General features: G+C 50.5%; 13 protein-coding genes and 1 pseudogene. 13 read left to right on the forward strand and 1 reads right to left on the reverse strand.

Annotated elements, in window-relative coordinates:
- Window positions 1-60 precede the first annotated feature (60 nt).
- Entirely contained in the window at window positions 61-234 is a 174-nt protein-coding gene (locus D6694_01555) for a ribosome modulation factor (GenBank protein RMH47739.1), read from the reverse strand.
- Between the two features lie 288 nt (window positions 235-522).
- On the opposite strand from D6694_01555, the gene D6694_01560 reads away from it, so the two are divergent.
- From D6694_01560 to D6694_01620, 13 genes and pseudogenes are all read left to right on the forward strand, one after another.
- Entirely contained in the window at window positions 523-927 is a 405-nt protein-coding gene (locus D6694_01560; GenBank protein RMH47740.1) for a MerR family DNA-binding transcriptional regulator, read from the forward strand.
- A gap of 18 nt (window positions 928-945) precedes the next feature.
- Window positions 946-2,106, forward strand: a complete 1,161-nt coding sequence (locus D6694_01565; GenBank protein ID RMH47741.1) for an isovaleryl-CoA dehydrogenase — start codon at window positions 946-948, stop codon at window positions 2,104-2,106.
- Between the two features lie 17 nt (window positions 2,107-2,123).
- A complete protein-coding gene (locus tag D6694_01570) occupies window positions 2,124-3,308 on the forward strand; it encodes an acetyl-CoA C-acyltransferase (GenBank protein RMH47742.1) in 1,185 nt (394 codons plus the stop codon).
- Complete coding sequence (locus D6694_01575) at window positions 3,308-4,447, forward strand: acyl-CoA dehydrogenase (GenBank protein RMH47743.1); 1,140 nt, start codon at window positions 3,308-3,310, stop codon at window positions 4,445-4,447. Before D6694_01570 ends, D6694_01575 begins: the two co-directional genes overlap by 1 nt.
- A 17-nt stretch (window positions 4,448-4,464) precedes the next feature.
- The gene (locus tag D6694_01580) at window positions 4,465-6,072 is read left to right on the forward strand and encodes a methylcrotonoyl-CoA carboxylase (protein ID RMH47744.1); all 1,608 of its coding nucleotides are present in this window, start codon (window positions 4,465-4,467) and stop codon (window positions 6,070-6,072) included.
- Between the two features lie 5 nt (window positions 6,073-6,077).
- Window positions 6,078-6,923: an enoyl-CoA hydratase/isomerase family protein gene (locus D6694_01585; GenBank protein ID RMH47745.1), complete on the forward strand. Its 846-nt coding sequence runs from the start codon at window positions 6,078-6,080 to the stop codon at window positions 6,921-6,923.
- Window positions 6,913-8,910 carry an acetyl/propionyl/methylcrotonyl-CoA carboxylase subunit alpha gene (locus D6694_01590; protein RMH47746.1) on the forward strand — a complete coding sequence of 666 codons (1,998 nt, stop codon included), beginning with the start codon at window positions 6,913-6,915 and terminating at the stop codon, window positions 8,908-8,910. The genes D6694_01585 and D6694_01590 overlap by 11 nt, the downstream gene beginning before the upstream one ends.
- On the forward strand, window positions 8,907-9,827 hold the full coding sequence (locus tag D6694_01595; protein ID RMH47747.1) for a hydroxymethylglutaryl-CoA lyase: 921 nt from the start codon (window positions 8,907-8,909) through the stop codon (window positions 9,825-9,827). Before D6694_01590 ends, D6694_01595 begins: the two co-directional genes overlap by 4 nt.
- An 11-nt stretch (window positions 9,828-9,838) precedes the next feature.
- A complete protein-coding gene (locus D6694_01600) occupies window positions 9,839-10,540 on the forward strand; it encodes a CoA transferase subunit A (protein RMH47750.1) in 702 nt (233 codons plus the stop codon).
- A gap of 11 nt (window positions 10,541-10,551) precedes the next feature.
- The gene (locus D6694_01605; protein RMH47748.1) at window positions 10,552-11,208 is read left to right on the forward strand and encodes a CoA transferase subunit B; all 657 of its coding nucleotides are present in this window, start codon (window positions 10,552-10,554) and stop codon (window positions 11,206-11,208) included.
- Between the two features lie 62 nt (window positions 11,209-11,270).
- Window positions 11,271-13,457: a S46 family peptidase gene (locus D6694_01610; GenBank protein ID RMH47751.1), complete on the forward strand. Its 2,187-nt coding sequence runs from the start codon at window positions 11,271-11,273 to the stop codon at window positions 13,455-13,457.
- A gap of 147 nt (window positions 13,458-13,604) precedes the next feature.
- Window positions 13,605-13,682 (forward strand): annotated as a pseudogene (locus D6694_01615) (hypothetical protein).
- A 426-nt stretch (window positions 13,683-14,108) separates the two neighbouring features.
- Window positions 14,109-14,336 (forward strand): hypothetical protein, encoded by a 228-nt coding sequence (locus D6694_01620; GenBank protein ID RMH47752.1) that lies wholly within the window; start codon window positions 14,109-14,111, stop codon window positions 14,334-14,336.
- The last annotated feature ends 67 nt before the right edge of the window (window positions 14,337-14,403 follow it).

Consider the following 14,403-nt stretch of genomic DNA (forward strand, 5'->3'; position numbering starts at 1 on the left):
GCCCCGCGTTTTTGCGGGGCATGGCCGCCATACGGCCTGTTACTCTGATAAAAGTGTAAATTAATGAATGATGCCGAGTTGGATGTGTTCTCTCGCTTTACGCCAACCGTTTAGCCATCGTTCTCGTTTGGTCATTTCCTGATAGGGACAAATTTCTTTGGATCTTCGTTTGATGCCGGCCATGTATCCTTGTTTTTCAGCTCGTTCGTAACGGTCGCGCTTATATCTTTTCATGAAGACTCCTTCTCTTCTCGTCAAGGTTACTTGAATAGCGGTCGATCATCATCGACATCACTATGAATAGACCATAGCTGAAAATTCGTCCAAGATCGTTTGGTTTTAAGATTGGCGCGAATTAGAATGAATGCTTCCAAAGTAACGAACTATCAATCGGTTATATATGAACGTTAATGTATTACCTAAGATTTTTGTGGTCTGACCTTTTGTTGCCTCATCTTTACGTTAACGTAAGCGTAAACTAGAATTGTGGCACAACGCATCAGATTGACAGGTCTCTCCTTCATGACGAAGGAATTTACCATCAGCGATTTGTCCAAGGAGTTCGGCGTGACGACGCGCGCGATCCGGCATTATGAAGACATGGGGCTTCTCAAGCCGAAGCGAAAGGGAACGCAGCGTATCTACACGCATGGTGATCGGGTGCGCTTACAATTGATTCTGCGCGGAAAGCGCATTGGTTTTTCGTTAGCAGAAATCAAGGAAATTATCGGTCTATACCGTAGCCCAGAGGACGAGTCAGCGCAGCGCAAGCTTCTGTTGTCCAAAATCGCCGAGAGACGCCGCCAACTGCTCGAACAAAAAGCTTGTATAGAGCAGATGCTTGACGAAATGGCATCGATTGAAGCCAGGCTTCAGGTGCATGAGGTCGAGGGCGTGCCGAAATCCAATCGTTCACGTTTTTCATAAATCACAGAGGGGAAAGCAATGTATCCAAGTTTAAATTTTGACCTTGGTGAAACCGCAGATATGATTCGTGAGATGGTCGAGGGTTTTGCCCAGAAAACCATCGCCCCTATTGCAGAAAAGGTAGATAGAGAAAACGCTTTTCCGAATGAATTGTGGCCCGTCTTGGGCGAACTTGGACTGCTTGGCATCACCGTTGAGGAGGAATATGGCGGTGCTGGCATGGGCTACCTTGAACACGTGATTGCGATGGAAGAAATCTCGCGTGCTTCGGCGTCCATTGGCCTAAGTTATGGGGCACACTCCAACCTGTGTGTCAATCAAATCCGGAGAAACGGCACCAAAGCCCAGAAAGAGAAATATTTGCCCAAACTTGTCAGCGGCGAACATGTCGGTGCGCTGGCCATGAGTGAACCAAATGCCGGGTCTGACGTGGTGAGTATGCAGTTGCGCGCTGAGAAAAAAGGCGATCGCTACATTCTCAACGGCAACAAAATGTGGATCACTAATGGACCGGATGCGGATGTGTTGGTGGTTTACGCCAAAACGTCACCGGAGAAAGGAGCGCATGGCATCACCGCTTTCATTATTGAAAAGCAATTTCCCGGATTTTCCACAGCCCAGAAGCTCGACAAACTTGGCATGCGCGGTTCAAATACCTGTGAACTGGTGTTCGAGGATTGCGAAGTGCCGGAGGAAAATGTGCTCGGCAAGGTTGATGAGGGTGTTCGTGTCCTCATGAGTGGGCTTGATTATGAACGCGTCGTGCTTGCTGGCGGACCATTGGGCATCATGCGGGCTTGTTTGGACGTTGTCATCCCTTATGTTCATGAGCGAAAGCAATTTGGGCGGGCCATCGGCGAGTTCCAGTTGATGCAAGGGAAGCTGGCCGATATGTACACGACCATGAACGCCTGTCGGGCTTATGTCTATGCTGTGGCAAAGGCCTGTGACCGTGGTGAAACGACTCGGAAAGATGCCGCAGGTGCCATTTTGTATGCGTCGGAACGCGCGACACGTATGGCGCTTGACGCCATTCAGTGCTTGGGTGGAAACGGTTATATCAACGAATATCCCACGGGTCGCTTATTGCGCGACGCTAAGCTCTATGAAATCGGTGCGGGGACATCCGAGATTCGTCGCATGTTGATTGGTCGGGAACTGTTTAAAGAAACTGCATAGTGATGAGGGGTTGAACGATGCAACAGGATAATATTGTCATTGTAAGTGCTGCGAGAACACCATTAGGCGGCTTTCAGGGGGCGTTGGCAGAGGTGTCAGCCCCTACCCTTGGCGCTATCGCCATTGGGGCGGCTATTGAGCGGGCCGGTATTGATGCCGACATGGTCGATGAAGTGTTCATGGGTTGTGTTATCCCTGCTGGACTTGGTCAAGCGCCGGCTAGGCAAGCGGCCCTCGGTGCGGGCTTGCCGTACAAGAGCGGCGCCACGACCATCAACAAAGTCTGTGGTTCGGGGATGAAAACCGTCATGCTCGCTCATGATTTGATGAAAGCAGGCAATGGCGAGATTATGATCGCTGGCGGGATGGAAAGTATGACCAATGCGCCCTACTTGCTGTCCAAAGCCCGTTCCGGTTTTCGAATGGGACATGGCGAGATCAAGGATGCAATGTTTTTGGATGGGCTTGAAGACGCGTATGACAAAGGAAAGCTGATGGGCGTGTTTGCTCAAGAAACCGCCGATCAATACGGATTTACTCGCGAAGCGCAAGACGAATTTGCATTAGAATCGTTACGCCGTGCAAAAAGTGCGATAGACACGGGGGCTTTTAAAGACGAAATCACGCCGGTGACCATTCAGACTCGAAAAGGCGAAAACGTTGTGGATACGGATGAACAGCCGCTCAAAGCGAAACCGGAAAAAATCCCCACATTGCGGCCAGCCTTCCGTAAAGATGGCACTATCACAGCAGCAAACGCCAGCTCAATTTCTGACGGTGCCGCCGCTTTGGTGGTGATGACCGAGTCTCGAGCCAATGCATTGGGCTTGACTCCAATGGCGCGCATCGTTGCCCATGCTACTCATTCTCGGAAACCGGCCGAGTTTACCATTGCACCGGTGGGTGCGATTGAAGCGGTCTTGGCACGAGCGGGCTGGACCACGGACGACGTCGATCTGTTCGAAATTAACGAAGCCTTCGCGATGGTCACTATGGCAGCAATGCACGATCTCAAACTTCCGCATGACAAGGTCAACGTTCATGGTGGTGCTTGTGCTCTTGGCCATCCGCTTGGCGCGACCGGAGCACGAATCATTGTGACCCTATTGCATGCGCTAAAGCAGCGTTCACTGAAAAAAGGGGTGGCCGCCCTATGCATTGGTGGAGGCGAAGCCACAGCCATTGCCATTGAGGTCTTGTAATGTTTCTTAATGAAGAACAAAGAATGATTCGCGATGCGGCGCGCGACTTTGTCGCCGCCGAGATCATCCCGCATGCGGCTCGCTGGGATGAAAATGGCGAGTTTCCAAGTGATGCATTGAAGGGGCTGGCAGAGCTGGGATTCTTTGGCATGTTGGTCCCAGAGGACTATGGCGGGTGTGATATTGGGCATGTGGCTGCAGCCACTGTGATTGAAGAGATTGCGTACGGTGATGCTGCCTGCGCAACCATTGTGAGTGTCACAAATTCGGTCGCGTGCATGCCTATTTTGAAATTTGGAACGGACGAACAAAAGGAACGCTTTCTGAAACCACTGGCAACCGGCCAATGGCTTGGTGCGTTTTGCTTGACCGAACCGCATGCGGGTTCTGACGCAGCCGATCTGCGGACGAAGGCGATCCGCGATGGTGACCACTATGTGATTAACGGTGTGAAGCAGTTTATCACCTCCGGAAAACATGCGGACATTGCCATCGTTTTTGCTGTCACCAACCCGGAACTCGGCAAAAAAGGCATTAGTGCTTTTATTGTGCCTACAAATACACCGGGTTATACCGTCACCGCCGTCGAAAGAAAACTTGGGCAACATGCGTCGGATACTTGCCAGATTACTTTTGACAACTGCCGAATTCCGGTAGAGAACCGATTAGGTGCCGAGGGTGAAGGTTACAAAATTGCGCTCGCTAACCTTGAGGGTGGGCGTATTGGTATCGCAGCGCAATCTGTCGGTATTGCGCGTGCGGCATTTGATGCCGCGAGACAGTATGCCTGCGAACGCTATGCTTTTGGCAAACCGATCGCGGAACACCAATCCATTCAATTTAAACTTGCAGATATGACAACCCGCATTGATGCAGCTCGCCTGATGTACCTTCGTGCGGCGGCATTGCGTGATGCGGGCAAGCCGTGTTTAAAAGAGGCCTCACAAGCTAAATTATTCGCTTCGGAAATGGCTGAGTGGGTCTGCAGCCAAGCCATACAAATCCATGGTGGATATGGGTATCTCAAGGACTTCCCTGTCGAGAAATACTATCGTGACGTCCGTGTTTGTCAGATTTATGAAGGCACCAGTGAGGTTCAGCGTATCGTGATCGGACGCTGTCTGTTAAATGAGGATTAACCAAGGAACCTGCACTTATGAGTATCCTGAAGTCGAAGACCAACCCAAGAAGCCAAGAGTATCAGGATAATTATGCCGCTATGTCGGCGCTTGTGGATGATTTGCGTCGCACCGTGAATCAAATTGACCAAGGTGGCGGTGAAGCAGCGCGGGAAAGGCATCTCTCACGCGGCAAGCTGCTTCCGAGAGATCGAGTTCGCACCCTGTTGGATGTTGGGTCACCTTTTTTGGAATTGTCGCAACTTGCCGCTTACGGCATGTACGATAATCAAGTGCCCGCCGCAGGTATTATTACCGGGATTGGCCGGGTATCGGGCCGTGAGTGCATGATTGTGGCAAATGATGCTACCGTCAAGGGCGGTACTTACTTCCCAGAAACTGTGAAAAAGCATTTGCGTGCGCAAGAGATCGCCGAACAAAACCGTTTGCCCTGCATCTATTTGGTCGATTCTGGCGGTGCCAACCTCCCACAGCAGGACGAAGTATTCCCTGACAAGGATGATTTTGGCCGTATCTTCTACAACCAGGCCAATATGAGCGCCAAGGGTATTCCGCAAATTGCCGTGGTGATGGGGTCTTGCACAGCAGGTGGCGCTTATGTCCCTGCTATGGCCGATGAATCCATTATTGTTCGTCAGCAAGGCACCATTTTTTTGGGAGGGCCGCCCCTGGTCAAAGCGGCCACTGGTGAGGTGGTCACGGCGGAGGCGCTCGGTGGTGCAGATGTGCATTGTCGTACGTCCGGCGTCACCGATCATTATGCGCACAATGATGAACATGCCCTGGCGATTGCGCGCCGCATCATTGCCAATTTGAATCACAGCAAAAAGACTTCGCTGGACATTTCGCCTCCACAGGCACCTCGCTATGATACAGACGAGCTGTTAGGCGTCGTGCCAGCAGATCTGAAAAAGCCCTACGATGTCCGTGAAGTGATTGCCCGACTTGTCGATGGCTCTGAGTTCGACGAGTTTAAACCACTGTTCGGCACAACACTTGTTTGCGGATTTGCGAGAATCTGGGGCTATCCGGTCGGTATTGTTGCCAACAACGGAATCTTGTTTTCGGATTCTGCGCTTAAAGGCGCGCACTTTGTTGAGCTTTGCTGTCAGCGGAAGATTCCTCTGGTCTTTTTGCAAAATATCACCGGTTTTATGGTGGGGAAAAAATACGAAGCGGAAGGCATTGCCAAACATGGCGCAAAAATGGTGACAGCTGTCGCTTGTGCACAGGTGCCAAAGTTTACCGTGATTATTGGCGGCAGCTTTGGTGCGGGGAACTACGGTATGTGTGGGCGAGCCTATAATCCACGTTTTCTTTGGATGTGGCCGAACGCTCGTATTTCTGTCATGGGTGGAGAACAAGCGGCGAATGTGCTCGCACAGGTCAAACGCGATAACTTGGCACGCAAAGGTATTGATTGGTCTGCCGAGGAAGAGGAAGCATTCAAAGCCCCTATTCGCCAGCAATACGAAACACAAGGTCATCCCTACTATGCCAGCGCCCGGCTGTGGGATGACGGTGTGATCGACCCAAGAGATACTCGAATGGTGTTGGCGCTTGGCATTTCTGCCGCGCTCAATGCACCTATTCCGGAAACGAAGTTTGGCGTATTCAGGATGTGACGACGATGGAAAAGCTATTTATTGAAGAAAGACGCGATAACGGTGTGGTTGTTCTCACACTGAATCGACCCGAGGTGCATAATGCATTTAATGATGAACTGATTGCAGCACTGATCGAAGGTTTACAGGCGTTAAATTCCGATCCCTCGGTGCGCGTTGTCCAATTACGGGGCGCCGGAAAGAGCTTTTCTGCCGGCGCTGACCTGAACTGGATGCAACGTATGGCGCAATACAGTTGGGAAGAAAACTACCAAGATTCTTTGAAACTTGCCTCTCTGATGAGCACTCTGGCCAATATGAGTATGCCAACCATGGCCGTGGTTCAGGGGGCAGCATTTGGTGGCGGTGTCGGGCTGGTGGCGGCGTGCGATTTCGCACTGGCCAGCGATAGAGCGAGTTTTTGCCTTTCGGAAGTCAAACTTGGCCTCATTCCCGCTGTCATTAGTCCCTATGTTGTCCGTGCGATTGGTGCACGTGCAGCCCGCCGTTATTTTGTCACAGCGGAGCGCTTCGATGCGGATACCGCACTGAGGACGGGCTTGGTGCAAGAGGTTGTGCCACATGACACATTAACGCAGCGTGCGGATGAAGTGTGCGACGCCATCGCAAATAACGGCCCTCTTGCTGTCAGGGAAGCCAAAAAGCTGGTGTCGCTGGTCGCAGAGTCGCCGATTGATGAAGAAATCATTCGCGAAACGGCAAATCGTATCGCTGACCGCCGCGCTTCACCCGAAGGCATGGAAGGGATACGCGCTTTTCTCGAAAAACGGCCCCCGGTTTGGCCACCGGTGGACAAATTAAGCCTGAAATTGTTCGATGATGATGGTGAGGAGGTTCTTGATGATCAATAAGATTCTCATCGCCAACCGGGGAGAGATCGCTTGTCGAGTGATTAGAACCGCTAAAAGAATGGGGATTCGGACGGTGGCCGTCTATTCGAGCGCCGATAAAGAGGCGCTTCATGTCAAAATGGCCGATGAGGCCTTTCATATTGGCCCTGCCCCGTCCAGAGAGAGCTATTTGAACGGCGAAACAATTTTGGAGGTGGCGCGGAAAAGTGGCGCCGATGCCATACACCCCGGCTATGGCTTTTTATCGGAGAATGCAGACTTTGCTGAAGCCTGTGAACGAGCTGGCATCATTTTTATTGGACCGCCTGCGAAAGCAATTCGCGCCATGGGCTCCAAATCGGCAGCCAAAGCGATCATGGAAGAAGCTGGTGTTCCATTGATTCCAGGCTATCACGGCGAAAATCAGTCCCCGGAATTCTTGCAGGCACAAGCAGAAAAAATCGGATACCCGGTACTTCTGAAAGCAGTCGCCGGCGGGGGCGGCAAAGGAATGCGTCTCGTAGAATCTGCCGACGCTTTCCTTGATGCGCTATCGGCTTGCCAGCGCGAAGCTAAAGCGAGTTTTGGTGACGATCGAGTCTTGATCGAAAAATATCTGGTACGACCCAGACACGTCGAAGTTCAAGTTTTTGCCGATCGGCATGGCAATGCAGTGTATTTATTTGAGCGAGACTGCTCACTGCAGCGCCGTCACCAGAAAGTGATTGAAGAGGCGCCAGCACCAAATATTGACGAGGCATTTCGTCACACCATTGGTCAATTAGCGGTTCAGGCCGCCAAGACCATTGGTTATGTTGGCGCTGGCACCATTGAATTTTTGTACGATGGCAAGCAAGCGTATTTCATGGAAATGAATACGCGACTCCAAGTTGAGCATCCGGTGACTGAACTTATCACAAACACCGATCTGGTCGAATGGCAAATTCGAGTGGCTGCAGGGGAAGCGTTGCCAAGGACGCAGGACGACCTAAAGATTCACGGCCACGCTTTCGAAGCGCGTATTTATGCGGAGGACCCTGACAATGATTTTCTCCCCGCGACCGGCCGATTAAATTACCTGCGCTTTCCAGACGGCGAGCATGTGCGCGTTGATACCGGTGTCCAGGAAGGTGATGAAATATCGATTTATTATGATCCGATGATCGCCAAGCTGATTGTTTGGGGTGAGGATCGTGTGTCCGCCCTGAGGCGGTTGGGTCAGGCGTTGCGTGAAACCTACATTGTCGGTTTGCACAATAACGTTCGCTTTTTACGTCGCTTGGCGGAGCACCCTGCCTTCCAACAAGCAGAACTGGAAACAGGATTCATCGAAAAACATGCGGATTCGTTGAAATCACAACGTGTCGAACTGTCTGAACAGGTCATCGCTACGCTCGCACTTGCACTGACGGATAATCAAAACCAGCAAACTCATTGTGAAACAACATCCGATCCTTGGTCACCATGGGCGCTACGGACCGGTTGGCGTTTAAATAAAGTCAATCGCCAGCAGTTTCGTTTAACATGGAAAAGCAATGCCGACTCTGAGCCGATAGCGCTGAACATCTCTTATGTGAAAAACGGGCTGTCGGTGCAATGGGGCGAGCAAATGCTCAATGTCCAAGGCCAAATACAAGACAATTGCGCATTGGTCAACGTATCCGGACAACGCTTCGCGGCGCATGTTGTGACAGAGGCAAACACCATTCATGTGTTGCTTGATGGGGACGTTTTCGAGTTTGAGTTGTTCAACCCCTTTGCTTCTTTGGCGGATGAAAGTACTGACGGACAGTTGGTTTCGCCAATGCCGGGCGCGGTGACCTCAGTGATGGTTGCGGTTGGTGACAAAGTGAAGGCGGGAGATACCCTGCTGATTATCGAAGCAATGAAAATGGAGCATCGTATCAAGGCTCCTACGGATGGCGTCATAGAAGAAATTCTCTACCAGCCAGGTGATCAAGTCGATGAAGGCGCTGAACTCGTTCGCTTGACACAGGAGGCAGACTGATGCGCCCTACTTTCGTCAAAATCGTCGAGGTTGGCCCGCGAGATGGCTTACAGAATGAGCGTCAAACCATATCGACTGAAACCAAGGTGGCCCTGATTGAACATCTGGCGAGGGCTGGTGTGAAAAACATTGAGGCCACCAGCTTCGTCAGCCCCAAATGGGTGCCACAGATGGCCGATGCGGTAGAGGTCATGCAGGAGGTTCGAGCCAGATTGCCGCATGTGCAATTTTCCGCCTTGACGCCCAACCTGAAAGGCCTCGAACGTGCGTTGGCATGTGGGACGCAGGAAGTGGCTGTCTTTGGTGCTGCGTCAGAAAGCTTTTGCCAAAAGAACATCAATTGCAGCATTGATGAGAGTTTGGCACGGTTTGAGCCCGTCGTTCGGCAGGCAAAAGATAACGGTATACGGGTGCGAGGCTATGTCTCCTGCGTGATGGGGTGTCCATATGAAGGAGAAATTTCGCCACATAAGGTGGCAGAAGTCGCCACAGCACTGTTCAATATGGGCTGCGACGAAATTTCATTGGGGGACACCATCGGTACTGGCAACCCGTTAGCGACAGAAAAACTGATTGACGAGGTGGGTAAAAAGGTTCCCTTGGCACAACTTGCGGTGCACTTTCATGACACCTACGGCCAAGCGTTGGCCAATATTTTGACCGCGATTAACATGGGCATCAGTGTGGTGGATGCTGCCGTTGGCGGTCTGGGTGGCTGCCCCTACGCCAAAGGAGCCAGCGGTAACGTAGCCACAGAAGACGTCGTCTATATGCTCAATGGTATGGGCATCAAAACCGGTATCGACTTAGATGCCTTAGTAGAAACGGCTTGGTTTATCTCACAGCAGCTAGGGCGCGAACCCATGTCGAAGGTGGCTCGAGCACTGGCTGCAAATTGTGAAGGCTCAAAACAATAAGGAGAAGCATGATGTCTGGTTTTAATAAAGTGGTGACAAGTTACGAGGCCGCACTTGAGGGACTCAAAGACGGAATGACTGTCATGGTGGGTGGCTTTGGGCTGTGTGGCATTCCCGAAGGATTGATTCGCCAAGTCTATGAAATGGGCGTAAAGAATCTCACGTGCATCTCGAACAACGCAGGTGTTGACGGCTTTGGATTGGGCCTTTGGCTAGAAAAACGTCAAATCAAGACAATGATCGCCAGTTACGTTGGTGAAAATGCGCTGTTTGAGCAGCTGTTCCTTTCGGGTGAGATGGAGGTCATTCTGACGCCACAAGGCACGCTCGCTGAAAAGATCCGTGCCGGTGGTGCGGGGATCCCGGCGTTTTACACACCAACAGGCTATGGAACCAAAGTGGCTGAAGGCAAGGAAACGCGCGAATTTAATGGACGTCATTACGTTCTAGAAGAGAGCTTAACCGCTGATTTTTCGCTGATCAAAGCCTATAAAGCAGATACCATGGGGAACCTGATATTCCGGGCGACGGCGATGAACTTTAATCCCGATATGGCAACTGCTGGCCGCATCACAGTGGCAGAAGTTGAAGAAATCGTTGAGCCAGGTGAACTTGACCCTAACTTCATTCATGTGCCAGGCATTTACGTCGATCGGGTCATCCAAGGCACGTTTGAGAAACGCATTGAGCAACGCACGGTCCGTAGCGAATAAGGAGCAATATTATGGCACTTGACAGACATCAGATAGCACAACGCGTCGCACAAGAACTTAAAGACGGCTACTACGTAAATTTAGGCATTGGAATTCCGACGTTGGTGGCCAACTATATTCCCGAGGGCGTGCAGGTCATGTTCCAGTCGGAAAATGGTTTGCTTGGCATGGGGCCCTTCCCAACCGAAGACGAAGTGGATCCAGACTTGATCAACGCTGGCAAACAGACGGTCACCGCTGTCACTGGCGCTGCGTTTTTCAGTTCATCACAATCCTTCGCCATGATCCGAGGGGGGCATATTGATCTGACGGTGCTTGGCGCCTTTGAAGTCGATCAGGAAGGCAATATTGCTTCTTGGATGATTCCGGGGAAATTGGTTAAAGGCATGGGCGGTGCCATGGATCTCGTGGCTGGCGCAGAAAATATCATTGTAACCATGATGCATGCCAATAAACACGGTCAGTCAAAAATCCTGAAAAAATGCACATTGCCGCTCACGGGCGTGAACTGTATTAAAAAAGTGGTGACTGACCTGGCGGTGCTTGAAATAAAGGATGGTAAATTCCACCTGCTTGAGCGTGCGCCCGGTGTCAGTGTCGAGGAAATCAAGGCCAAAACCGAAGGGGATCTGGTGATCCCTGACTCTGTTCCCGAAATGAAATTATGATAAAAGCGTCTGGCCAGGGAATGAAAAATTTGGAAATGACAACAAAAAATAGGAGTTTTTCTATGAATCCATTTAAACGGCTCTTGCTGAGTTCATGTGTATTTATCACCATGAATGTGGTGGCGGTTGAAGGCATGTGGTTACCAGAGCAAATGCCTAGCCTCAAGAAAGATCTTCAGGCACATGGCCTTGAGCTGGCACCGGAACAACTTTCTTCGCTGGATAAGTTCCCAATGAACGCCATCGTGTCGCTCGGAGGTTGTACCGCCTCTTTTGTTTCGCCAAATGGGCTTATCGTGACGAACCACCACTGCATTTATGGTGATCTGCAGTACAACTCGACGCCAGAAGAAAATCTTATTGAAAAAGGCTTCCTGGCAAAAAGCATGGCCGAAGAACGACCTGCGGCGCCGGGGCGTCGGGTGTGGGTCACCGAGTCAGTCACCAACATCAGTCAAGTGATGAAATCTGGGCTCGACAAGCTGAGCGGCCGTGCGCTGCTTGATGAGCTGGAGCGTCGCACGAAGTCCCAGATAGCCCAATGTGAAGACGAGTTTCACCGTTGCCGCGTGTTCGAGTTTTATGGTGGGGCGGAATATTACTTATTGCGGCAATTAGAGCTCAAAGATTTACGAATTGTCTATGCCCCTGCGGAAGCCATTGGAAAGTTCGGCGGCGATATTGATAACTGGATGTGGCCCCGTCACACCGGTGATTTTGCGTTTTATCGAGCCTATATTGGCAAAGATGGAAAACCGGCCACCTACAATAAAGAAAACGTTCCCTACAAGCCGAAAGGTTTCTTACCGCTAAGCAAGCAAGGCATCGCGCCTGGCGATTTTGTCATGGTCGCGGGCTATCCTGGCCGCACCTACCGACATAAAATTTCGACTGAGGTGGCTTATCGGTTCGAAAAATATTATCCGCGCACCCAAAAAGTACTGGCTGATCTTGCGAGAATTATTGAAACCATCGGCGCTCAAAAGAGAGAAGCAGCGATCAAATACGCCAGCCGTTTGGCGGGTTTGAATAACTACGCTAAAAATTTCCAAGGGATGATGGAAGGTTATGCGAGAAGTCACATGCTCGAAAACCGGCGCAAGCAGGAAACACAACTCCAGCAGTGGCTTAATACCACGCCAGAAATGAAGCCTTACCGCACTGCATTAGAAGATCTTAAAGCTGCCTTGGCGCAACAACATGCATTGCAAGAGACCGATGCATGGTCTTCATGGCTGTTAGGCACCGGCATGTTGTCGACGGCGCGCAATCTGTACAAATGGAGTCTCAACCAAGTCAAGCCCGACGACCAGCGTGAGCTCGGCTTTCAAGTACGCGACCGGGAGCGCTGGGAAGGCTATTTGAGAAGTCTAGAGCGCCGCTTTGACATCGATGTTGAAAGTGCCAACTTCCGCTATTTCCTTGAAAAGCTTTTTGCCAGTGAAAATCAAGAAATACGCAATATTGTGAAAATCGTCACTGGCAATGCAAAAAACGTGGATGAAGCCGTTGATTATTTCAAACGTATCCACGGAGATTCCGTGTTGAGCGATCCCGAAACGCGCCTTGCTTTACTCGATAAAAAGCCTGACTTTTTCGAGAAAAGTTCAGATCCGCTGCTTTCACTTGCTGTGAGACTCTACCCGATTCTCAAAGCACGCGAAGACCGCTTTAAGGAAATTAACGGCAAAGTGAAAAAGGCGCGTGCACGCTTTATGGAAGCGAAGCTTGCATATTTTGAAGCACAAGGACGGCCTATGTATGACGACGCCAATAGCTCGCTCCGAATTACGTATGGCAATGTTCAGGGTTACCCTGCCCTAGGTCAACAAAAGCCGCGGGATGGTGTTGCATGCGATAATAATGGATGTCGATATACACCATTTACGACAGCGACAGGCATTGTGGCCAAAGACACCGGCAAAAAGCCGTTTAATGTACCACCAGTAGAACGACAGCTTATTGAAAAAAGAGATTTCGGTGCCTATGAGGCGAAATTTCTTGACGACTTGCCGGTCAACTTCCTGTCAGATGTTGATACCACGGGTGGCAATTCTGGTTCACCGACAATGAATGGAAAAGGTGAGCTTGTTGGACTTTTATTTGACGGCACTTATGACACCTTAAATGCTGATTGGGAATATACGGACAACACGCGTTCCATTCATGTCGATGTCCGTTACATGCTTTGGGTGATGGAGAAAATCGATCATGCTGACAACTTGTTAAAGGAGCTTGTCATTCACTAACAAAAATCTTTTGTTGTGATTCTGGTGAAAAGGCGCTGAAAATTTTCAGCGCCTTTTTTATGGTTCAATTTTGTTTTTTTTACGAAAAGTGCTATAGAATATGCATTGGTCATTTTTTGACCTGAACTGAGGCTGGGAGTGAAAACAATGGCAAAAACACCAATTTCAAAAACAGGCAAGACCGGGAAAAAGAAAACGCAAAAACGTGGTCGGCCACCCAAGCAGACGGTAGCGAGAAGCGCATTAGAAGTGCCTGGCACCGGCATACTGGCGTCCGCCATTGCCATGGCAGAAAAAGCTTTAGCAGCGATTGAAAAAAAATTGTTCAAAGCAGAACAAAAGGTGCTAAAAGCAGAAGCCAAACATGAGCAGGCGACCTATAAAGTGGCCGATCGTCGTGCAAACTGGCAACTGCGAAGAACTGCGGCCGCCAAGCGTGCCCTGGAGAATGCACGATTGGCAAAGCAGAAAGCAGCAGAAGCGGTGAAACTAGAAAAACAAAACCTTCGCGAGGTCAAGGCTGAGTATAAAAATGTAGACAGCCAATTGAAGAAACTTTACAAACTGGCAGATAAAGTAGAAAAAGGTCTCGATAAAATTGAAACTCAAGTTGAAAAGTTTCGAGAAAAACAACTCAAGGCGTTTGCCAAGATTGAACAAGAGTTAGTGGATAAAGTGCTTAAACCCAAGCGGAAGCGCGGACGTCCGCCAAAAGCACAACCCAAACGGGGACCGGGCCGCCCGCCAAAGTCGGCCTCTGGCAAACGGGGGCCGGGTCGTCCGCCTAAGTCGGGGGCAAAACGTGGTCCAGGCAGACCAAGAAAGAGCGAGAGTGCTGAGACGAAAGAAGCGTCTAATCAAGATATCAACGAAGCATAAAAATTCGGCGATGCGTCTTTCCAGGTTACGAGGCTGAGCCAACTGGTCAACGGTCGCCACCATAGTA

Source organism: Gammaproteobacteria bacterium, assembly GCA_003696665.1.
In the GTDB taxonomy this organism is placed as follows: Bacteria; Pseudomonadota; Gammaproteobacteria; order Enterobacterales.